We start from the raw sequence: 23579 nt of genomic DNA on the forward strand, positions 1-23579 counted from the left end.
CCGAATCGTCGGACCGCCGCCTGCGCGGGGATCCAGTATTGCAAGCCGTACACGGTGGATCGGCGAACGTATTCATTACCGCGTGTGCTGAACGTTTTTGTTTCGCGCCTTACGCGCGAGTCACTTTTAGCATTGCCGGATTGCCGGACCACCCAAAAGTAACCAAAAGGTCTAGCCCCTACCTTGGCCCTCCGCTGCGCTGCGGGTTCCCTCGCTCCGTCGCCGCTCCGGGGGCACGGCGAGACGGGCCATCCTTGGCCCGACACGCCTTTCGCGGCTCCCTGCCGCTCAACCCCCTACACGTCGACTCCACTCGGCCTGCGATAAACGGGGCGGGGCAGATCAAAAGCGGCAGATCAAAAGCTAAGTCAAAATCGGGGAATCACCGTCTTTCCAGGCTGTAGGCGATCGCTCAGCTCAGACGCGGGCTTTGGGGCTGCGCCCCATTTTTTTGACCGCTGAGTCATAGTCGCGTAACCCCTTTCATGCTTAACTCAGCCCCCCTTAGCAACCCAAAACACTCACCATAAAAAGGAACACGTTCATGGCCCAAGTAACCTTGCGCGGCAACCCTGTTCAAGTCACCGGCGAGCTGCCGCACGTTGGTCAGCAAGCCCCGGCGTTCAGCCTGGTGGGCGCTGACCTCAGCGACGTAACCCTGGCCAGCCTGGCCGGCAAGCGCAAAGTGCTGAACATTTTCCCAAGCGTCGACACCCCCACCTGCGCCACCTCGGTTCGCAAGTTCAACGCCGAAACCAGCAAACTGGCCAACACCGTGGTGCTGTGCATTTCCGCCGACCTGCCGTTCGCCCAAGCGCGTTTCTGCGGCGCTGAAGGTCTGCAAAACGTGGTGAACCTGTCGACCATGCGCGGCGCTGACTTCCTCGCTGACTACGGCGTCGCCATTGCCAACGGCCCATTGGCCGGCGTGGCTGCCCGTGCCGTTGTGGTGCTGGATGAAAACGACAAAGTCCTGCACAGCGAGCTGGTGTCGGAAATCGGCAGCGAGCCGAATTACGAAGCAGCGGTTGCTGTGTTGAAATAAACATACCCTGCAACACATGAACGGCCCGCCTCGCGGGCCGTTTTCGTTGGTGGCTCAAGCGCTTAGTAAAAGGTCAGACTTAGGTAAAAAGCCGGTAAAGAGGCTTTCCGTCAGCGGTTGCAGTGCTTATCGTGCGGGCTCGAATTTCGTTATCGATGATGCCCATGACTTTGCGTACCCTTCGCCCTTGGTTGATCACTGCCGCTGCCTTCGCTGGCGTGGTGTTGTTGGTTATGTGGCTGTCCGCCGCGAAAAGCACGGGTGCCCCCGATGGCAAAGTGCGCGGGCGTCCTGGTATGGGGCCACCCGGTGCGGCGGCCGGCATGACGGTCAGCGTGGCAAAGGTGAAGCGCGCCAACCTCGATGTGCATTTCCACGCCCTCGGCACCGTCACCGCGTTCAGCACGGTGAATGTCAAACCGCGCGTGAATGGTGAACTGGTCAAGGTGCTGTTCACCGAAGGCCAGGAAGTGAAGGCCGGCGATCTGCTCGCCGTGGTCGATCCCCGCCCTTACAAAGCTGCCTTGGCGCAGGCCGAAGGCACGCTGCAGCAAAATCAGGCGCAGCTGAAAAATGCCCAGATCGATCTGGATCGCTACAAGGGCCTGTACGCCGAAGATTCCATTGCCAAGCAAACCCTCGACACCCAGGCCGCGCTGCTTAATCAGTACCAAGGCACGCTGAAGACCAACCAAGGCCAAGTGGACGACGCCAAGCTCAATCTGGCCTTCACCGAAGTGCGCGCGCCTATTAGCGGTCGTCTGGGCTTGCGCCAGGTCGATGTCGGCAACCTGGTGACGTCCAGTGACACCACGCCGTTAGTGGTCATTACTCAGGTCAAACCGATTGCCGTGGTGTTCAGCCTGCCGCAACAGCAACTTGGCACCGTGGCCGCCCAGCTCAACGGCGCCAGCGCGACGACCAAGCCGCTGCCGGTCGAGGCACTGGACCGCAATAAGGACGTGACCCTGGCCACCGGCGAGCTGGTGACGCTGGATAACCAGATCGACACCACCACCGGCACCGTCAAGCTCAAGGCCAAGTTCGAGAACGCCGACCGTTCGCTGTTTCCCAATCAGTTCGTCAACGTCCGTCTGCTCGCCGAAACCCTGCACGACGTGCTGCTGATTCCGGCCAACGCCGTGCAGCGCGGCAACGAAGGTACGTATGTGTATGTGCTGGGCGAGGGCGACAAAGTGGCTCAGCGCCCGGTCACGCTCGGCACCAGCGAAGCCGAACAGGTGGTGGTGGAGAAGGGCTTGAATGTCGATGAGCAGGTGGTGGTGGAAGGCACCGACCGCCTGCGTGACGGCATGGCGGTGCGCATTGCCGCGCCCGAGCAGGTGAAGAAAGACGTCAGCGAAGAAACCGGGCAGAAGCCTTTCGGTCAGGATGACGCCGCGCCGCAAGGCAAGGGCGGAGCCGCGCAATGAACCCGTCGCGCCCGTTTATTCTGCGGCCGGTGGCGACCACGCTGTTGATGATCGCCATCCTGCTGTCGGGCATCATTGCCTACCGGTTCCTGCCAATTTCGGCGCTGCCGGAAGTGGATTATCCGACTATTCAGGTGGTCACCTCGTACCCCGGCGCCAGCCCGGAAATCATGACCTCGTCGGTGACCGCGCCGCTGGAAAACCAGCTCGGGCAAATTGCCGGCCTGAATGAAATGTCGTCCAGCAGTTCGGGCGGCGCCTCGGTCATCACGCTGCAATTCACCCTCGACAGCAACCTCGATGTGGTCGAGCAGGAAGTGCAGGCGGCGATCAATACCGCCAGCAGCCTGTTGCCCAACGACCTGCCGTACCAGCCCTCGTACAGCAAAGTGAACCCGGCCGACGCGCCGATCCTGACCCTGGCCATCACCTCCAGCAACCTGCCGCTGCCGCAGGTGCAGGATTTGGTCGATACGCGTCTGGCGCAGAAAATTTCGCAGATTTCCGGCGTTGGCCTGGTCAGCATCAGCGGCGGCCAGCGCCCAGCCGTGCGTATTCGCGCCAACCCTTCGGCGTTGGCGGCGGCGGGACTGAACCTGGAAAACCTGCGCACCACGGTCGCCAACAACAACCTCAATGGCCCCAAAGGCAGCTTCGACGGTCCGACCCGCGCCTCGACGCTGGATGCCAACGACCAGCTGAAATCGGCCTCTGCCTACCGCGAGTTGGTGGTGGCCTACGCCAACGGCGCGCCGCTGCGCCTGAAAGACGTCGCCACGGTGGAAGACGCGGCAGAGAACACGCGCCTGGCCGCCTGGGCCAATGAAACCCCGGCGGTGGTGCTGAACATTCAACGCCAGCCCGGCGCCAACGTGATCAAAGTGGTCGACAGCATCAAAGCCATGCTGCCGCAGCTGCAAGCCAACCTGCCCGGCAGCCTCGATGTGAAAGTGCTCACCGACCGCACCACCACCATCCGCGCCTCGGTGGCCGACGTGCAGTTCGAGCTGGTGCTGGCCATTGCCCTGGTGGTCATGGTCACGTTCCTGTTCCTGCGCAGTTTTTCCGCCACGCTCATTCCGAGTCTGGCCGTGCCGCTGTCGTTGGTGGGCACCTTTGGCGTGATGTACCTGGCCGGGTTTTCCGTTAACAACCTGAGCTTGATGGCCCTGACCATCGCCACCGGCTTCGTGGTAGACGATGCCATCGTCATGGTGGAAAACATCAGCCGCTACCTGGAAAAAGGCGACACGCCGCTGGAGGCCGCGCTCAAGGGTTCGAAGCAAATCGGCTTCACCATTATTTCCCTGACCTTCTCGCTGATCGCCGTGCTGATTCCGCTGCTGTTTATGGGCGACGTAGCGGGGCGGCTGTTCCGCGAATTCGCCATCACCCTGGCGGTGGCCATTCTGATTTCCGGCGTGGTGTCGCTGACCCTCACACCGATGCTCTGCGCCAAGTTGCTCAAGCACACACCGGAAGAAAAACAGGGCCGCTTTGCCCGCGCTGCCGGTGGCGTCATCGACCGCATGATTGCCGCCTACGGCCGCGCCCTGCGCGTGGTGCTGCGTCATCAGCCGCTGACCTTGCTGGTGGCGCTGGCCACGTTGGCGCTAACGGCGGTGCTCTACACCTTTATGCCCAAAGGTTTCTTCCCGGTGCAGGACACCGGCGTGATCCAGGCCATTGCCGAAGCGCCGCAGTCCATCTCGTTTCAGGCCATGGCCGAGCGCCAACAGGCATTGGCCAAGGCGCTGCTGAGCGATCCGGCGGTGGAAAGCCTCACGGCGTTTATCGGCGTGGACGGCAGCAACGCCACGCTCAATACCGGGCGCATGTTGATCAACCTCAAACCCCACGGCGAGCGCGACGCCAGCGCCACCGAAGTGATCCGCCGTTTGCAGCCGACGCTGGACCAGATTCCCGGCGTGCGGCTGTACCTGCAACCGGTGCAAGACCTGACCATCGAAGACCGCGTGGCGCGCACGCAATACCAATTTACCCTGCAAGATTCCGACCCCGACGTGCTGGCCAAATGGGTGCCGCTGTTGGTGGAGCGCCTGCAACAACTGCCGCAACTGGCGGACGTGGCCAGCGACTGGCAAGACAAAGGCCTGCAAGCCTTCGTCAACATCGACCGCGATGCTGCCTCGCGCCTGGGGGTGTCGTTGTCGGACGTTGATAGCGCGCTGTACAACGCCTTCGGCCAGCGCCTGATTTCCACCATCTTCACCCAGGCCACCCAGTACCGCGTGGTGCTGGAAGTGGCGCCGCAATTCCAGTTGGGCCCGCAGTCGCTGGAGAACCTCTACGTCAGCAGCAGCGATGGCACGCAGGTGCGCTTGTCATCGCTGGCCACGATTGAAGAGCACAACACCTTGCTGGCCATCAACCACATCTCGCAATTCCCGGCGGCCACGCTGTCGTTCAACCTGGCGCCCGGCGTGTCGTTGAGTGAAGCGGTGGAATCGATTCGTCAGGTTGAGCAAGACATGCAATTGCCGGTCGGCGTGCAAACCAGTTTCCGCGGTGCTGCGCTGGCGTTTGAAAGCTCGCTGTCGAGCACCTTGCTGCTGATTCTGGCGGCCGTGGTGACCATGTACATCGTGCTGGGCATTCTCTACGAGAGCTTTATTCACCCGGTGACCATTCTGTCCACGCTGCCCTCGGCGGGCGTCGGCGCCCTGCTGGCCTTGATGGTGGCGGGGGAGGAGATTGGCATCGTGGCGATCATCGGCATCATCCTGCTGATCGGCATCGTCAAGAAGAACGCGATCATGATGATCGACTTCGCCCTGGACGCTGAACGCAACCAAGGCATGAGCGCGCCGGACGCCATTTACCAAGCGTGCCTGCTGCGTTTCCGGCCGATTCTGATGACCACCCTGGCTGCGCTGCTCGGCGCCTTGCCGCTGATGCTTGCCGCTGGCGCGGGTGCGGAACTGCGCCGGCCGCTGGGTATCGCCATGGTCGGTGGCTTGCTGCTCAGCCAGGTACTGACGTTGTTTACCACGCCCGTTATCTACCTCGCGTTTGACCGCCTGGCCACGCGCTGGAATGGCTGGCGCAAGAAGCGTGGGTTGGATATGTCGGTGCAGTCATGAGGGGCGGTGTGATGGCTGGCCCTCTCCCCCGGCCCCTCTCCCGCAAGCGGGCGAGGGGAGATAAGCGCGATGCGGTCGGCCCCCTCTCCCGCGTGCGGGAGAGGGTTGGGGAGAGGGCAAGGCAAACGGTGCTCCCCCAATGAGCATCTCCACCCCCTTCATCCGCCGCCCCGTGGCCACCACGCTGCTCACCCTGGCGCTGCTGCTGGCCGGCTGGCTTTCGTTCAATCTGCTGCCGGTGGCGCCGCTGCCGTCGGTGGATTTTCCGACCATCATGATCAGCGCCTCGTTGCCTGGCGCCAGTCCGGAAACCATGGCCACTTCGGTAGCCACGCCGTTGGAGCGGGCGCTCGGGCGCATTGCCGGCATCAGTGAAATGACCTCCAGCAGCTCGCTGGGCTCGACCACGGTGATCGTGCAGTTCTCGCTGGAGAAAGACATCGACGGTGCCGCCCGCGAGGTGCAGGCCGCCATCAACGCGGCCAGCAGTCTGCTGCCCAGCGGCATGCCCAGCTTGCCGTCGTACCGCAAGGCCAACCCCTCCGACATGCCGGTGATGGTGCTCACGCTCACGTCCGACAGCTACACCCGTGGCGAGATGTACGACATGGCCTCGACCCTGGTGTCGCCGCGCCTGGCGCAGGTCAAGGGCATCGGCCAGGTCAGCATCGGCGGTAGTTCGTTGCCGGCGGTGCGGGTCGACGTCAATCCGGACGCCCTGAACAAATACGGCATTTCCCTGGACAGCGTGCGCACGGCCATTGCCAACACCAATTCCAACGGCCCGAAAGGCTCCATCGACGGCGCCACGAAGCAATGGCAAGTGGACGCCAATGACCAGTTGCGCAAGGCCAGCGAATACCTGCCGGTGATCGTTCACTACAACGCTGAAACCGGCGCGGCGGTGCGCCTGGGCGATATCGCCGAGGTCAGCAACGCCGTGGAAGACGTGCGCAACGCGGGGTTTTCCGGGCCCAATCCGGCGGTGCTGCTGATCGTCACGCGCCAGCCCGGCGCCAACATTATCGAAGCCACCGACGCCATCCATGCGCTGCTGCCTGAATTGCAGGAGTTGATCGGCCCCAAGGTGCAGTTGTCGGTAATGGACGACCGCAGCCCGAGTATTCGCGCCTCGCTGGATGAAGCGGAAATCACCCTCATCATCTCGGTGCTGCTGGTGATTCTGGTCGTCTATATGTTCCTGCGCAGCCCGCGTGCCACGCTGATTCCCGCCTTGGCGGTGCCGGTGTCGCTGGTGGGCACCTTTGCGGTGATGTATCTGTGCGGCTTCTCGCTGAATAACCTGTCGCTGATGGCGCTGATTGTCGCCACGGGCTTTGTGGTGGACGACGCCATTGTTGTGGTCGAGAACATTGCCCGGCGCATTGAGGAAGGCGAGTCGCCGCTGGAAGCGTCCATTCACGGCGCCCGCGAAGTGGGCTTTACCGTGCTGTCGATGACCTTGTCGCTGGTGGCGGTGTTTATCCCCATCCTGCTGATGGGCGGCATTATTGGCCGGCTGTTCCGCGAGTTTTCCGTGACCTTGTCGGCGGCCATTCTGGTTTCGCTGCTGGTGTCGCTGACGCTTACACCGATGCTCTGCGCGCGCCTGCTTAAACCCCGCGACAAGAATGCGCCAGCAGTCGAGCCAAAGCCTGAGAGCCAGCGCTTCCAGAACCTGATGGCGCGCTACAAAGCGAGCCTTGAATGGGCGCTGGCGCATTCACGACTGATGATGGTGATCATGTGCGCCTGCATCGTGCTCAACCTTTACCTGTTCGTGGTGGTGCCCAAAGGCTTTCTGCCCGCACAGGATTCCGGGCGACTGCGCGGGTTTGCCATCGCCGACCAAAGCATCTCGTTCCAAGGCCTGCAGGCGAAAATGGCCAAGTTCCGCGCCATTCTCAGCGCGGATCCGGACATCGAAAACGTGGTGGGGTTTCTGGGCGGCGGGCGTTGGCAGTCGAGCAACACCGGCTCGTTTTTCGTCACCTTGAAACCGATTGGCGAGCGCGATGATGTCGACACCATCCTCGCCCGACTGCGCCCCAAACTGGCGGAAATTCCCGGTGCCGCGCTGTACCTGAACGCCGGCCAGGACGTGCGCCTGGGCGGTCGCGATAGCAACGCCAGCAACCAGTTCACCTTGCGCAGCGACGACCTCACACTGCTGCGCCAGTGGGCGCCGAAAGTGGAAGCGGCCATGCGCAAACTGCCGCAAGTGGTGGACCTTAATAGCGACTCGCAAGACAAAGGCGTGCAAAGCCGGCTGGTGGTAGACCGCGACCGCGCCGCCACGCTGGGCGTGAACATGGCGCTGGTCGATGAGGTGCTGAACAACTCATTTGGCCAACGGCAGATCGCCAATATCTACAACCCGCTGAACCAGTATCACGTGGTCATGGAAGTGGGCTCGAAGTACCAGCAGAGCCCGGAAATTCTGCGCCAGGTGTATGTGCTGGGCAGCGACGGGCAGAGCATGCCACTGGCCGAGTTCAGCCATTTTGAACCCAGTTCGGCGCCGTTGTCGGTCAACCACCAGGGCCAGTTCGCGGCGATCACGCTGTCGTTCAACCTGGCGCCCGGTGCGCAGATTGGCCCGACCCGCGAAGCGATCATGGCCGCCATCGAACCGCTGCAATTGCCGCTCGACGTGCAAGCCACGTTCGAAGGCAATGCCGGCGCCGTGCAAGACACGCAAAACAACATGCCGTGGCTGATTCTGCTGGCGCTGGTGGCGGTGTACATCGTGCTAGGCATTTTGTACGAGAGCTATGTGCACCCGTTGACCATTCTTTCCACCTTGCCCTCGGCCGGCGTCGGCGCGTTGCTCGCGCTGATCCTGTGCCGCAGCGAGCTGAGTCTGATCGCCTTGATCGGCATTATTCTGCTGATCGGCATCGTCAAGAAAAACGCCATTCTGATGATCGACTTCGCCCTGGAAGCAGAACGCCGACTGGGCATGACGCCTCGCGAGGCGATTCTGGAGGCCTGCGTCAAACGCTTTCGGCCGATCATGATGACCACCCTGGCGGCCCTACTGGGTGCGCTGCCGCTGATTTTCGGCATTGGTGGCGACGCCGGTTTGCGCCGGCCGCTGGGCATCACCATCGTCGGCGGCCTGATCGCCAGCCAATTGCTCACCCTGTACACCACGCCCGTGGTGTACCTGTACCTGGATCGTTTGCGCCACTGGGTTAACCGCCGCAGAGGCGTGCGCACTGATGCTTGGTTGGAGACTTCGTTATGAGCCTGTATTCGCGCAGCCTGTTGCTCGCGGTGGCTGTGGCTGTGGCCGGTTGCGCCGTAGGCCCGGACTATGAGCAGCCAGAAGTGGCCGTGCCTGCTGGCTTCAAATACCAGGCAGGTTGGACCCAGGCCGCGCCCAGCGATGCCTTGAACCGTGGCGCCTGGTGGGAGCTGTACGGCGACCCGACGCTGAACCAACTGCAACAGCGCCTGGAAACCTCCAACCAAACCCTGGCCCAGGCCGAAGCCCAGTATCGCCAGGCTCAAGCCCTGGCACGCGGCGCCCGCGCTTCGTTCTTTCCGAGCCTGAGCGCCGCCTTCAGCAAAACCCGCTCGGGCCAGGCCACGGGCGGTGGCGGCACGGTGTCGTTGTCCGACGGCTCCACCGTCAGCAGCGGCAGCTCCGGCGGCATCAGCGACAGCTACCAGGCCAGCCTGGGCGTGAGTTGGGAACTCGACCTGTGGGGCAAACTGCGCCGCCAGCTGGAATCGGACAACGCCAGCGCCGCCGCCAGCCAGGCGACGTTGGCCGCGACCAAGCTCAGCCAGCAGTCGGAACTGGCGCAGAATTACCTGCAACTGCGGGTGATCGACGCGCAAAAACGCCTGCTCGACGACACCGTCTCGGCCTACGAAAAAGCCTTCAAGCTGGCGGAAAACCAATACCGCGCCGGCATCGTCACCAAGGCCGACGTGGCCCAGGCGCGCACCCAGGTGAAAACCACGCAGGCTCAGGCCATCGACCTGAAATACCAGCGCGCGCAACTGGAAAACGCCATCGCCGTGCTGGTCGGCGAAGCACCGTCGAACTTCGAGTTGGCCGAGACCAACGACATTCCAGGCTTGCCGGCTATTCCCGCCAGCGTGCCCTCACAACTGCTACAACGCCGCCCCGACATTGCCTCGGCCGAGCGCGACGTGGTCGCCGCCAACGCGCTTATCGGCGTGAACAAAGCCGCGTACTACCCGGACATCACCCTCAGCGCCAGCGGCGGCTACCGCAACGACAGCCTCTCGCAACTGCTGACCACGCCAAACCGCTACTGGTCCATCGGCCCCGACTTCGCCATGACCTTGTTCGACGGCGGTTTGATCAGCTCGCGCGTCGAACAGGCCGAAGCCAGCTACGACGCCACCGTGGCCGCCTATCGCCTGAGCGTGCTGACTGGTTTTCGCGAAGTGGAGGACTACCTGGTTCAGCTCGACGTGCTGAAAGAAGAAAACGTGGTGCAGCAAGAAGCGCTCGACTCAGCGCGTGAATCGCTGCGGTTGATGCTTAACCAGTACAAAGCCGGAACTGTGGACTTCTCGGACGTGGTCACGGTGCAGACCACCGCGCTGTCGAACGAGCGCACGGTGTTGACGCTGTTGGGCAGTCGGTTGACCGCAAGTGTGCAATTGATTGCGGCGATGGGCGGGGGGTGGAATGTGCAGCAGTTGGGGGAGAAGGAGTAGGGCGCAAGGGCGGCCCTCTCCCTAACCCTCTCCCGCAAGCGGTAGAGGGGACTGACCGAGGTGGATCAGTTATCGCTTGTCTCCCCTCGCCCGCGAGCGGGAGAGGGGCCGGGGGAGAGGGCCGAGGCAAACCTCGACGCTCAGCCGCAATTACACCTGCGGCTGGCCCACATAATCCATCTTGCCCACTTCCACGCCGTTATGACGCAGCAGTGCATACGCGGTGGTTACGTGGAAGAAGAAGTGCTGCAGACCGTAAGTCAGCAAATACGACTGGCCAGTGAATTTGCGCTCTTTCGGCGTGCCCGGACGGGTGAGGATCTCGCGCTCTTCGTTGCCGTCGACCTGAGCCGGGGTAAACGTGCCCAGGTAATCGAGGGTTTCTTTCAACAGTGCTTGCAGCTGCTCGAACGTGGTTTCCACGTCGTCATGCTTCGGCACGTCTACGCCAGCCAGACGCGACGGCACGCCACGGGCAAAGTCGCAGGCGATTTGCACCTGGCGGATGAGCGGGAACATGTCGGGGAACAGGCGGGCCTGGAGCAGGGCGGCGGGGTCGATATTCTTGGCCGTGGCGTGGGCTTCAGCTTTGCTCAATACCGCGCTGAGGCTGGTGAGCATTTGCTTGAAAACGGGAACGGATGCGGCGTACAGAGAAATGGTCATGGCAGTCTCCGGTTGAAGGTGGCGCGAGTATACGCGCCGCCGAGAAGGGCGTGCCGGCTAGTTTCGATGCAAGGCACGGACCTTGTCGGTCTGAACAAATTGCTTGAATAACTCGCGAGAATTCTTATCCCCCAGCGACAAGCTGAAGCCGCTGACACCATGCTCTTCCGGCTTGATGCCGATATAACCGGTCAGCGTGCCTTCGCCTTTTTTCGCCTTGGCGTAGGCGCCTGCGCCGCTCAGTTCCGCTAACTTGGCCATCACGCTGGTGACATCCCCGGAGTCCAGCACAGCGGAAAATGCCGGCGTAAACAGCGCCTCATGCGCGCCTGGTTTCAATGGAAATTCCAGCAACGCTTTACCCGTGCCGTCGCGGTGAAAATAGCTCAGCGCTTGCGGGTAATCGCCCAAATGTTTGCCGATAGCCTCGTAATTGTTGTCGGTCAAAATGGCGTCGGCCTCCGCACCGTTCATGGTGCGGTATATGCTTACATGAGCTGTGGAACTGAGCGTGCTCAACGACTCGTCGACGTTAGCCAACGGCGTACCCGGTTTCGCGAAGGGGTAACTTTTCCAGAACGCTTGGGCGCGTTGGGTAAGGGGGAAGTCCCGCGGGCTGGTGGTCTTAAGGCGCTCATGCCAGCCCGCGCGCGTGAGGTACGCCCGCTGTGCGTTCTGGTCGGCGCTCACGGTGTCGCTTGCCAGCGAGGTGTGAAGGTCATGGGCAAACAAATCGGCCAAATGCGCGCCCGACAGGAATACATGGTCGTTGGTGTTGTAGTGGCTGATTAATCGGTCGAGCGGTTCGCCAGGATGGTTGGCGGCCAGTTGGCGGTAGTGCGCGCTTTTCTTGAAGGCCACATCGTTTTTATATTTTTCTTTGCCGACGGTAATGCTCAGGCCTTGCTCGTCGCGGTTCGAGGTGGGGTTGTTGCGCACCATGCTGAACAGATTCAGGCCGTCGACGGCTCCGGTGGGGTCGGCACTCAGCCAGCGTCCGCTCCAGGGTTGGTAGTAGCGCTTACCGTAGTAATACAAACCGGTGGCGTCGCGCTCTTTGCCGCCAAAGCGCCGGGTTTTATAAGGCGCTTCTGTTTGACTGCGAGCGGCCCAGGTCGCCGTGCCGCCGTAGGGGTAATACTCCTCACGGCTGACGATGTCGGCGTGTTGGTCCAGCTCAAGTTGCAGAGTGCCCAGCGCATTGCCGTAGCTGTAGAGGACGCTGTCATTCTCCAGCCCACCAGGCTTGCCGTCGCTCCAGTGCAGCACCCTAACGGCGCAACAGTCGCTGCCCAGGTGGATAACCTGTAAAGCTTCTTTGACCTGCTCGATTTGCCGCGTGGTGCGCAGTTCCAGACCGTTCAGGTACACCACTTTTTGCTCCAGCTTCGCCTGCTGGCTCACCTTCACCACCCGTGCTGCGCCGCTGTAGCCGTAGTGCTCACGCTGGTCGCTGGCTTCGCAGCGAACCTGCTGCAAATGGTTGCTGGCGTTCCAGCTGAGTGTCTGGCCCGGTTGCAGCTGGGTTTGGTTGCCGCGAGGGTCGAACAGCTGGTCGACCGTATCAGCGGCCACCGCGGTGAAAATCGAGCTGTTAGCGGCGTGGTTGCGGCGGGCGGACACCACCAGTGTGCTGGTCCATTGGTTGCCGGTCTTCGGTGCGCTATGGCGTATTTGCGTGAGGTTGCCGCCGCTGTCGTAGGCGAAGGTGCGGGTGTAGGCGGTGTATTGGCTGCTGTCGGCCGGCAGCGGAGTGATCAGCCCCGGTAGTGCCGTGTTCTGTTGTTTTTGATTGGCGTTTTCACGGCCGGTGGCGCTCAGCAGTTGATACAGGCTGTCGTAGGTATAGGTGTTCACAGGGCTGATTTGCTGGTTGCGAAACCAGGTGGTGCATTGGGCGGAGTCGGCGACCGCCACCAAGTTGCCCACCGGGTCGTAGCGGTAGGTCAGTGCTTGCAGAAGCGCCGTTTTGCCGTCGCGCTGGCGGACAAGTGTGGTGCCGATTTTGCGGCGGGTTTGTGCTTCATAGTGATGGCTGACCGTTACGCCGTTGCCCTGACTTTGCTGCAGCGGCTGGCTGGCTGCGTTGTAGCTCTGGCTACAGATGACGGCCTGTTCTGCTTGCCCCTGGAGGGTCAGCCACTGACTGGCCAAGCGACCTGCTACATCGTAAACATGGCGACGGCTGTGGCCTGCGGCGTCGAGCAGGGTAAGAACGCTGCCGCGCGCGTCCACGCTCAGGCGTGTTGCATAGCGGGTGCTATCCAGCGTGGCCTCCCAGTTGCTCCAACGGGTTTCATCGCCCGACCAGTCACCTTCGCCATCGGTTTTCAGCAGCAGACGTCGATTACTGCTGAGCACCACGCCGCCGAGGCTCGCGGTAGTGGTGCGCTGCTGGCCGGCGCTGTCCCAGAGGCATACCGTCTGGCCGCGCAGGTTGGCGATTTTTGCCTGCTGGGGCGATAGCAGATCGGCGGGCGCGGTATCCCCGTAGTAATGCCGCTCGCGCACGATCGGTTGGCTGCCGTTGTCATCATCGCGACGGCTAACGGTGGTGACACGGTTGAGCGCGTCGTGCTCATACGTGGTCGTCGAGGCCGAACTGTCGTGTGTCCACAGCGGACGTCCGAGGATATCGGCAAAACTCCATGTTTCGCCTTCATCCGCACCGTTGCTGTGCAGGGCTGCACCGCCCAGGCCGTTTGTTTGCCGCATATTCACCAAGCCCGCTGCGCCCAAGCGCGGGTCGGCGTGGGTTACGTGGAGGCCGGCAGGCAAAAATGTGCTGCAGGTCGCCCGAAGCTCCGCCGTCTCGCCGACTACGCTGCGGCAAAACTGCAACGTGCGCACCGGCTGGCCACGGTTGTCGCTAACGGTGACGGTGGGCGTGCCGGTATTGATGGATGCCATGTCAGCCATTGGCGATCCTGCTGCTGAGGTGCTCGGCTGCGGTGTCATTCTCATCTTCATGAACGGTGAACCACGGCGTGAAGCATTGGCGCCGCAGCCAACCGCTGGCTGTCATTACATGGGTTTCACGGCCGATGGCATCGAAGTAATGGGTGTCGGCATAGCCGTGGGCGTGCAGTGCGCAGTCTGTTAACGGCGGCCACTCATTGATGCAGTACGGCTGGTAGACCCGGACAACCTGTCCCCGTGGGCTGTATTCAACGCGGTCGCTAATGGCCCAGCGCGGGTCGGCAGGCGACTCTATCGGGCGATCGTCCTCAAACACCAAAGCGCCGTTGGCGTCGCGCTGATAAGCGAGCCCGGCGGGTTGCAGGGTTGCGGTTTGCAGCGTACGACCGGCACCGTCGCTGTGGCTGATCTGCACGCTGATCTGCTGCCGGCTGGCGGGATAAGCATCGGCACTCAACACGGCGATATGCACCGGTTGGCGGGGAAGGGCGAGCAGCCATGGACGCAATGCGGACGGAACGCCGTCGATGTCTACCGTGTCGTTTGCCCAGCGCCAGGCGCGAGTGAGCAGGTGGCCTTGCGCGGTAATAAAACGCCGCGCTAGCAACTGCTGAAACAGCGCGTCGGCGGCTGCCGCATCCGTCACCAACGGACGCAGCTGTGCCACGTCCAATTGGCCCATCTGGCTGAACATTCCATACACCGCGCGGCTCGCGACTCGTTGCTTGCCGTCGCCCCGATTGATGGCCAACGCCTGGGCCACGGCTTCTTGCACGGTCTGCCTGGAAGGCACCGGGCTGGTGTGCAACGGGTCGAAACCAACAGCAACGGCTGAGACATTGTCGGGCGCCAGTTCTGTGCCGTAGAGCGAGGTGGCGATGACGCGGCCAAGCGCATCCCGTTGCGCCTCATGCTTGTTGTCGTTGAGGTCGGTGATTTGCCAAGGCGCGAGAAAGCGGTAATCGATGGCGGCAGTGGCGGTGTTGCCGTACACGTCCGCGGTTGTTTGCAGGCAGCAGTAATAGGCATCCCAGGTGAGCGTCTGCACGGGCAGCTTGCCGTCCGCCGCCGGCAATTGCGCGGCGGTCTGTGTATGCATTCGCCAGAACTGCTCGGCCCCGAAAAACGTGTGGAAGCCGGTGTTCCCGGCCCATACCGCCGGTTCCGATTCCAGTTCCGCGGCCGCACCGGTAACCGGCAACAGCGCCGGCATGCTGTGGTAGCCGCCGTCGTGGAGTAGCTGTTGGCACTGCGTGTCGGTCAGTACGTTCGCATACGCTTTTAAATCCTTGGCGGTGAGCAGCGCGGTTTCGTTGTGGTCGAGTAGTGCCAGGGTTTTAGGCAACGCCGGGTCGCTGAGGTAGTGGTGCTGCTGTTGCGCGACCAGCTCGCGAAATTGGCCGGCGCCGAGCAAACCGTCCGGGGCGAGCAGGGCTTCCACGGTGAGCCCTGCGGCTGGACTTTTGTCGGCGGCATAGGTCAACACGTTCTGCCGGCTGGCGAGGGGAACCCCCAACAACCATGCTTGGGCGTCGGCCTGGTTGCGTACCTGGTTGCGGGTTTCTGTCAGGCGCAGCAGTGTTTGCTGGGCATCGAATGTGGCCGGCCAGGCGCTGGCGGGTAGGGCAGTGGCAGTGTAGGGATTGGCACTCTCGGCGCTGAGACGGCGCGGATAAACCACGCTGACGCGCCACAGCGAATGGCCAAAATTGTCGAATGCCAGCGGGATGTCTTGTGAAACATGCGGATCGCTTGCCACCCGTTCATAGCGGTACTGGTTGCTACCCCCATCGAGACGAAGCACGACCGGTTGCTCACCCGCTTGCACCAATCGAACGTGGCCCCGCGATTGCCTGACCTCGTACGGAATGGTCGCCGCCGCGCTACCGTCCAGACCGTAGTGTTCTTCACGCAGCAGACTGCCTTTGAGGGCGCGATGCAGCCACCATTCAGTGGCAGCGTCGGGGGCAAAGGGCTGGTCATGGCCATCGTCGGCGGTGCCTTGCCATTGGGTCAGACGCGGTGGCGGCACAGCAAAGGCGCCGGTGTCCTTGAACGGGGCGCCGAACAGTTGGCGGCCGTCTTCAGCACGTCCGGTGTGATACCAGCGACAGGCGCGCAATGGCACCGCTGCCAGTTCGCCGGGCACGTTGTCGGTTTCGCAGCTTTCACAGTAGGCAAAGCCGCGAAACTCCCGCTCGACCGGGTCCCAATAGCCGCGTCGGTACAGGTGGCGTTGAGTCAACGCGTGGTTGCTGAATTCATCGTGTTGTTCAACGCGGCTAAGCACCAACATGGGAAAGGGCACCCCTGGGATGGCAGCCGGTGCGGCCTGTTTTTCATCAAGCCATTCCTGCGCGGCGCTGCGGAATGTCAGGTGGGTGGTTGCTCCGCAGTTATTGCTGATGCTGCTGAGCAAGTAGGGCTTGCGTGGGCTCAAGTCGCAGCGCCAATGACGTGCGACGGCGTTAAGCCCGCGCGCCTGCTGAGTGAGCACCAGACTCACCGTGCCTTGACCGGCCAGGTCAACCAGGTGCAGCTGGCTCAGTAGGTCGTACGTCACACCGAATGGGTAAGGCAGCGTGATTGGCGGCGCCAATGCGTTGCCGGCTTTGTTGAGAAACAGCTGGATGCCATGGCTGTCGGCATAAATCAGGTCGGTGGCGCCCGAGCCGTCCAGATCAGCGAGAAACACCTGCCTGGGGTTGAAACATGTCGCGTCCAATGGCGGCGAAATGGCGAACGTGATGGGGGATGCGAAACGCCCTTCGCCGAGGTTAGGCCAGCATTTCACGCGGTCGTGCCGCACGCTTGCCAAGTGAAGCTGGCCACTCCCGAGCATGTCGCAGAACACCACCAGTTCACGGGCATCGCTTCCGGTTGTCGGCAGGGTGATCGAGCTGTTTTGCGCAATCGTTTTGGTGGTGTTGAACCCGCCTCCCTCGTTCACATACAGACGTACGCTGCGGGGGCCGATCATGGCGAGGTCGGGTATGCCTGTGCCACGCATATCTATCAGCGCGGCGTCCGGGTGCAGGTATTCGAGGGGAAAGCCGGTGAGCGGAGTAAAGCCTGACCAGCTGTGGTCGGCTGCCAGCGAGTAATAGCCGACCAGGCCATTGTCTTGGGTTATCAGCCATTCCAGACGGCCATCACCGTTGATATCAAGCAGCGCGACGTGCTGTGCGCTTTGCAATGAGGGAATCTGCGGCAATTTGCGCAGCTCGCCGAAGACAACGGCGTCGGCATCAGCCTTCGGCGCCGTATCGCGCTGCGCTGCCCGGTAATACCAGGCCTCAGGCGTTTGATACAGCAGCCCGGGTACGCCCTCACCATACAGATCGACCAGGTTATAGGCGGTCAGTCCGAGCGTGCCGGGTAGCGCCAGCGGTTGCCAGGCCTCGGCCTGCGATGGCGGGACGAAGGTGGAGTAATCGAGCTCTAACGGCGGCAGGCATTGCAGCGTATGTGCGGAGTCCGGTTCGTAGGCCAGGGTTTGTGCGCAGACGAGACGAGAGAGCAGCGGATTCTCGTCATAGCTCAGTAAAAGTCGCTGTACCAAGGTGGCTTCGGCGTCTAGCTCGGCGGGGAAGTGATGAAACATGAGCACCTGACGGCAGAGCAGGTGGGTGCGTATTTCAAACCCTGCGTCATAGGTCGAGAAAGGATCCTGGCGAACAGGCCAAGGTGTGGAGTCGGGAATGGTAAAGGGCGGTGGTACGGAGCTGTCGGTGCCCCGCGCGCCATAGTCCAGCACCAGGCTGAATAACCAGGTTTGCTTCCCGGGTGCTTCGTCGTTTTTCCAGATCCAAAGGTCAGGGGCGGCGCGGACATTGCCGTAGTGCACGCAGTGCAGAACCCGCTGGCTCTGCGCATCGCGGTCGCTCGGGTCTTTTATGCCGGCCTCGGCCGCACTGATGTAGCGGTAGTAGATGTGTTCGCCGGTCGGCGAGACCGACTCTTCGGCTAGCCAGTGGGCAATTCGCTGCTGAGGATCGGCCGGATCGGCAATGCGGGCCTGGGCGGTTTTGCCCAGACACAGCAGTTCGCCCGAGGGACGGTGTAGCAACCAGAAATCGGCAACGCCCGCGCTTTGCCAGCGCTCGATACGGGCGAAACTGGATTCGACGCGGGGCAGGTAGCGGGTGACGCGGTAGGTGCGGTCTAACGCCTGGGTATTGAACGTCGCGGTTGTTGTGGTCATTACCCGACCGTGCACATCGCACTCTGGCACCAGCACTTCGCCGTCGGGATCAAGAAACCGGTCCTGATCGGAATAGGTAGGCACGCCGCGTCGGGTATCGCGGCGAATGGTGGGCACGGCGCAATGCCAACCGCTGCCAAACACGTCGTTGCCCGAACCGCTCTGGTAGAGAAGCGCCAACGCAGGGGCGTAACCACGACCGGCAGAGACCGGGAGCGCAATCGACAGACTGGCCTGGCCGTCCGGGCCTATAGCGCCAGGCGTGGTGGCCATTCCCTGTAGTGAGCCGCCGCCTTTGGGAAGCGTGGGCGGCGTCAGCGTCAGGCTGCCAGCGTTCGGTGAAGGGGTCATTGAAACGTCTCTTTAGCACACCGCCGCGCTCGGCATCGCTAGCGCGGGCGCGCGCCGATCAGTCTGTCGAGCGGGACGGATGTGAGTGGGTCAGTCGGCGGCTTTCCAGAACTTGAGAACCTGGTCGGCAAACGCCTCTCCACCGTTGCGGGCGTTGTAACGAACCGTCACCACGACATCGGTCAAGCTGCTGAGCACGGTTTGCTGGGCGGCGGAGGCGGGATTGGGAAACGCGAGTATCCAGTCAGATACTGCGCCGGTGCCTTCGAAGGGCAGGTAGCGCCCGTCGTTGCTGTCGAGCACAAACGTACCGCTGTCATCGAGGCCAGCCGACAAGGCAATTTCCTGACTGGCGTTGAGGTTGCGTTTGACGTTGGCGGCGCTGCCGGTTTTGTTGTCTTTGAGAAACTTCACCGCCTCCAGATCCGGCTTCACTATCAGGCTGTTGCCGGTTTGGGTGAGGGTGGCGCGCACATTCTGGTACGGCCCGATCAGTGCCGGAAGCGAAACCGAGAGGCTGGCAATCTGGCGCAGGTAATGGCCGGGATAGTCCAGATCGAAGTCCTGCTCGGTCAGCGAGAAGGTGGCGTTGCCGGCCTTCAACGTGGCCAGGAATTGCTCCCACGCCTTTTCTCCCAACTTCTCCCGCAACGAGATTGAACGGGTGACGTTCAATGAGCGGGTATTGCGCATCAGCCAGGCGTTGTCCATTTGCTGCAAGCTCAGGCGCAGCGTTTCTCCAGCTAGAAGACCCTGGTACTGGCTGTTCCAGCCGCCGTACGGAATAAAGGTGCTGGTGAAATCGCCGAGCTCATATTGCCAGCAGGTTTGCGCGCTCAGACACAGGCTCAGGGTGGCGTCATAGGCTTGGTAATACAGGGCCGATAGCTGCGCAATCAGCCATTGATACAAGGCTTCGTTGGTGAAGCGGTTGCTGAGGAACGCGTAGGTCGCCATTACTTGCTGATGCTGGGCGGTGGCTAACGCCTTTGCGGTTTTCGCCGCAGCTATCTGCAATTGCTGCCCGACAATCTGGCTGTTTAATGTGGCGACATCGGCATTTGCCTGCGTTGTCTGCTGTTGCCATTCCGCCTGCCTGCGCTCGAACCCGGCATGCATGCCAATCGCTTGTGCGGCGGTGGTAGTGGCTTGAGCCAAGGCCATGGTGCCATCGGCAACGCCTTTGAGCGGCCCCGCCCAATTGCTGCCCCCGGCTGCGAGGCCGAAGATGTTCGGCGCCAGCGCCAGCGCCACGGCCCCGGCTGCGATGCTTATAGCGCCCACTGAGCCCATCAAGATGCCTGCGGTAGCCAGGGTTGCCAGGGTGTCGGATTCGAGGGGCGAGCGCCCGCCGTCAACCAGCCCCTGGTAGTACCCCGCGCGTTGCTGCGCTGCCGCCAGACTGGTGTGGAGCGTTGCCAGACTGTTCTCGGCGATATCCACCGCTTGTTGCTGCGCCTGCCGGGTGAACGTCCACAAGTCAGCCAGTTGGGTTTGACCAAGGATCTCTCTTTGGCGGTCGTCCTTGGCCTCCAGCGCCCGCAGAAGCTGCTGCCCGAATTGGCTAAGCAACGAGCAGGCCTCGCGCGCTTTGTCGCTCATGGTGCCGTAGCGGTACGGAACAATACTGGCTAAACCTGCACCACTCTGATTAACCGTGGTGCCCCCCTGCGCTGCGCGGGTCAATAGGGCCGTTGGGTCCAGCGGCGTAGCAAAAAGCGGCAGGTGCAGGGGCGCGCCGTTGATGTCCAGGCTGTGTCGCAGATTGAAGCGGCGCGAGTCCAGAATGTCCCACAGCGCTAATAAGTGATTATTAACTGGCGGGCGGAACGCGGTTGACGGCGCCGTTTTCAACGACGAGTAATCGGTTTCGGTGGGGTAACTGCTCCAGCTTTCCGGCAGGGTCATGAGCTGCTGCTCAAAGTCCGCCAGAAGCTCACCATGGGGCATGAGTCCCGCTGCCTGCTTGAGGCTGATGGGTTGCCAGGGACTTACCAGGCCGTCATCCGGGCGTGGCCCCATAAGAACGCTGGTTTGCGTATAAATCTGCAACGCCTGGTTGAGGCTGTCCGGGGTCAGCTGGCGGTAGTAAAGGTCGCCCAGGGCCAGCTGGGTACGCAGGTAATCCATGTAGCTGGCTTTTCGGAAGTGCTGTGGATCGGCATAGGCCAGCGCGTCGGGGTTGGTTGGGCCTTCGATGGCATAGGAAGAATCTTGTTTGGCGTATGTCGGTGAGACAGGGACCACTTTCCAATAATTGCCGATGGTGTTGCCCTGACTATCAGTCCCCTGATTAATCGCAGCCGGGTCGAAAATTCGCTGCTTCCAAGTGCGGGCATCTGCGTGCTGGCCACGCGATTGCAGGGCATATGCGACCATGGCCGGTGTGTGGAAGAACAGCTCCCAGAAATACAGGCCATTGGCGTCTGAGAAATCCATGGCGTTCGTGGCGCCCGGTTCTGCCGCGGCTTTGGTGAACTCGCTGTAGCGTTTGAAACGACCCCAGGCAACGTCGTTGAGAACCTGAGGCACGATGGCCACGCGCTCCTTCTGGAAGGCCAGCACAACTTGATCTGTCTTGTCGCTAAAAGGGACCTGCGCGTCTTGCAGGTATACGCGAATGATCTGGTAAGAAACGCCCTGGCTGTCTTTTTCATCCAGCAACAATACGTCATTGGAGGGAACGAAAACCTCTATCAGTTTGGGGCTGTCTGCCAGCGTAGCTGCGGCCAACGGATAATGAAGGTTGTCCTTGGGGAACATCACCACGGAACGCGTCCGGCGATCACCATGTACAGCCGGATCGTAGGCCGGGAGGGTTAAGGCCAGCCAGGTTCCCCGCCCCATGTTCGGTTCAGGGGTTAATTGGGTATTCCACTGGAAAAGCCGGTCTAAACCACTTTGTGCGGATTTAACCAGTTCTTTGGCGAAGAGTGTATTAAGCCGAATGTTTTCCGGGGCAAACGCGGCGGTTTTATTGGCGTTTGCTTTGAAGTCGAAGTGTATGAATTCGGCAGTACCGAGTTTGGTGTCGGTGTAACTGTCGAGCACCGGCATGGGGTCGGTGGCGGGCGTTAACGATTGAGGAGTCCTAAGTGTGGTAAACGCCCGGCGGGTAGTGTAGCGCTTCCAGGCCTTACGTTTGGAAGGTGGAGAAACAGCCGCCACGCTTGCTGCGAACTGGAAGCTGTATTCGCTTTTTTGGGTCAGGTCGAGGTTCGTTAACGTGGCGGTGCAATGATCCTCGGCGCTTACCGCTATGCTATCGATATATACGCTGGCCACTTCGGTGTCGCCGTTGGTAATACTGAGCTCAAGTCCGTAGGCGGTGATGTTTAAAACATCTTTGGTCATATCCCCGGGAAGCAAAGCCCGGGCGATGAGTTTTCCGTCTGCTCGTTTAAAAGTAATTGCACTAAGATTTTCCGGGTGCAAAGCGCGGTTGTCATTGCTGATATCGCCTACCGTACCTATATATCTGTTAGCGGGAAGCAACTCGTGATTATTGGTTTCTATTTCGATGAATTGTTCGCTATCAGGTGTGTTGAATCCTAGAAAAAGGCGACAGTTATTTGCCAAGGTGTCATAGGCGGCTTGATCGTTAAAAGCGATAGCGACCTCAAGTCGTCCAGAATCGAATTTAACGTAGTAATTCGCGCTGTCCACGTTGGCAGGGTCGATGAACTTTACATGACCTTCACCTTCGCATTTACGGTCACAATCGACCGTCAGCTTCCCGGGCCGAAAATCTACCCAGACTTGGCTGCTGGCCATGTTAGTGGTGTCGATGACGACCATGTTGGGGCGCGGAGCCGTGCCCGTAACAACCTGCAGGACTGGCATTTTGCCGGCTACGCCAGCGTCATTCTTCATCAGGCTGCTATCGGTCAGCAAGACTTCAGGCGTAGTAGCAATCGCGCGCTGCAGGAACCGTTGGCTGGTCGTTTGGGTATTCGCCACGCTGGCATTTTGATTGTCTTTGGCCGGTTTCTGATCTGCATATAACGCAAAGAGAACTTCAATGGCGTCGCTATTGGGGGTGGCAGGATTCATCCATGCATCCAGTGCGCAGACCATCGCCTTTTCATTAGCCATTTGCCTAACCGGGCATTTGGCGTCGGCAGCGCTATACAAACCGGCATAGAGAAAGGGATTTTGAGAGGCGTCGGTGAACTGCAATGCCACGGTAGAGTACTTGGCGTTCCTGGAGTACAGGCCATCGCCGGCGTCCACGGTATTGCCCTCAGCGCTGCCCAGAATTTGCGGCGTGCTCCAGGTGCCGTCAAATTTGAGATACGCCATTTGCGCGGACAAGGTGGTGGTGGGCGTGACGGTTTGTTTGGCGTCGGTGGGCTTGCTGTCGGTTGCCTTGCGCTCAAACCAAACGACGTGCAGACGCTTGTTATGCAGCACCGGCCTTGGCAGCCCGATGATGTTGTCCGAGCCCAATGGCAGGTCGACTTTCAGCCATTCCGACCAGGCATCCGGAACCATGGTGGTGACGGTGTTCAAGCGCATGGCGCACTTGCGCCAGTAGTGAGTGTGCGGTTTGCTCGCGGTGCGTCCGAGGAAGTAATAGTCGTCCTTGGTGAGGTCGGTACCCGCCACATAGCCGCTTACCAAGCTCAGGTTGGCGACGTCTTCAAACCGGTTCAGATAACCCTGCACCGCCTCCAGAATGGTGTCGTCATTCAATGGGCCTTGATTCAGGTCGCTGACCATCTGCGCGAAGTCGCGGGTCTGACCGGTTCGCAGCGGCGGCGACAGGTAGTTCTCCGGGTATTGCGCAAGCATGACGTTCGCTGCCCAGACGTCGTATTGCGCATTGGTAGAACGCCAGTTTTCAAGCAGCGTGGGGTGTTCTTGCTGCCAACGCACCTTGCTGTAGCCGGGCTCGCTGCCGAGCAGAATATTGTTGATGTACTGCTGAAGCGATGCGATCACCTGAGCAACCACACTGGTGGTCAGTTCCCAACCGCTGCGTGTATCGATCAGCAGGTAACTGTACAGATCATCCGAGGTATCAAGTTTCGTCGCAGTGGCGCCAGGTATACGAGACAGCTGTCCCAGCCAGGCGGCTTCCAACGCATTGCGTTTGCGTTCGGCTATCGGGCCGGTGAATTTGGTGTGTTGCATGCCTGAGCTCCGCAGTG

9 protein-coding genes are annotated in these 23579 nt (G+C 61.3%); 5 read left to right on the plus strand and 4 right to left on the minus strand.

The window, feature by feature from the left end; translation table 11 throughout:
• Nucleotides 1–544 precede the first annotated feature (544 nt).
• The 5 genes from tpx to AC0IW7_RS06030 all read left to right on the plus strand — a co-directional run bounded on the left by tpx (nt 545) and on the right by AC0IW7_RS06030 (nt 10286).
• Entirely contained in the window at nt 545–1045 is a 501-nt protein-coding gene (gene tpx / locus AC0IW7_RS06010; RefSeq protein WP_122497025.1) for a thiol peroxidase, read from the plus strand.
• A gap of 155 nt (nt 1046–1200) precedes the next feature.
• Nucleotides 1201–2478, plus strand: coding sequence for an MdtA/MuxA family multidrug efflux RND transporter periplasmic adaptor subunit (locus AC0IW7_RS06015; RefSeq protein ID WP_471816409.1), 1278 nt, complete (start codon nt 1201–1203; stop codon nt 2476–2478).
• Complete coding sequence (locus AC0IW7_RS06020) at nt 2475–5582, plus strand: MdtB/MuxB family multidrug efflux RND transporter permease subunit (protein WP_471816411.1); 3108 nt, start codon at nt 2475–2477, stop codon at nt 5580–5582. The genes AC0IW7_RS06015 and AC0IW7_RS06020 overlap by 4 nt, the downstream gene beginning before the upstream one ends.
• Before the next feature lie 139 nt (nt 5583–5721).
• Complete coding sequence (locus AC0IW7_RS06025; protein ID WP_471816413.1) at nt 5722–8832, plus strand: multidrug efflux RND transporter permease subunit; 3111 nt, start codon at nt 5722–5724, stop codon at nt 8830–8832.
• On the plus strand, nt 8829–10286 hold the full coding sequence (locus AC0IW7_RS06030) for an efflux transporter outer membrane subunit (protein WP_471816414.1): 1458 nt from the start codon (nt 8829–8831) through the stop codon (nt 10284–10286). The genes AC0IW7_RS06025 and AC0IW7_RS06030 overlap by 4 nt, the downstream gene beginning before the upstream one ends.
• 150 nt (nt 10287–10436) lie before the next feature.
• On the opposite strand, the gene AC0IW7_RS06035 is transcribed toward AC0IW7_RS06030, so the two are convergent.
• The 4 genes from AC0IW7_RS06035 to AC0IW7_RS06050 all read right to left on the minus strand — a co-directional run bounded on the left by AC0IW7_RS06035 (nt 10437) and on the right by AC0IW7_RS06050 (nt 23562).
• A complete protein-coding gene (locus AC0IW7_RS06035; protein ID WP_471816416.1) occupies nt 10437–10952 on the minus strand; it encodes a DUF1993 domain-containing protein in 516 nt (171 codons plus the stop codon).
• Between the two features lie 57 nt (nt 10953–11009).
• Nucleotides 11010–13871 (minus strand): RHS repeat-associated core domain-containing protein, encoded by a 2862-nt coding sequence (locus tag AC0IW7_RS06040; RefSeq protein WP_471816418.1) that lies wholly within the window; start codon nt 13869–13871, stop codon nt 11010–11012.
• Nucleotides 13864–18426 (minus strand): SpvB/TcaC N-terminal domain-containing protein, encoded by a 4563-nt coding sequence (locus AC0IW7_RS06045; RefSeq protein ID WP_471816420.1) that lies wholly within the window; start codon nt 18424–18426, stop codon nt 13864–13866. The genes AC0IW7_RS06040 and AC0IW7_RS06045 overlap by 8 nt, the downstream gene beginning before the upstream one ends.
• A gap of 90 nt (nt 18427–18516) precedes the next feature.
• Nucleotides 18517–23562: a Tc toxin subunit A-related protein gene (locus AC0IW7_RS06050; protein WP_471816422.1), complete on the minus strand. Its 5046-nt coding sequence runs from the start codon at nt 23560–23562 to the stop codon at nt 18517–18519.
• Nucleotides 23563–23579 lie beyond the last annotated feature (17 nt).

This window comes from Pseudomonas sp. AC229 (assembly GCF_979254655.1).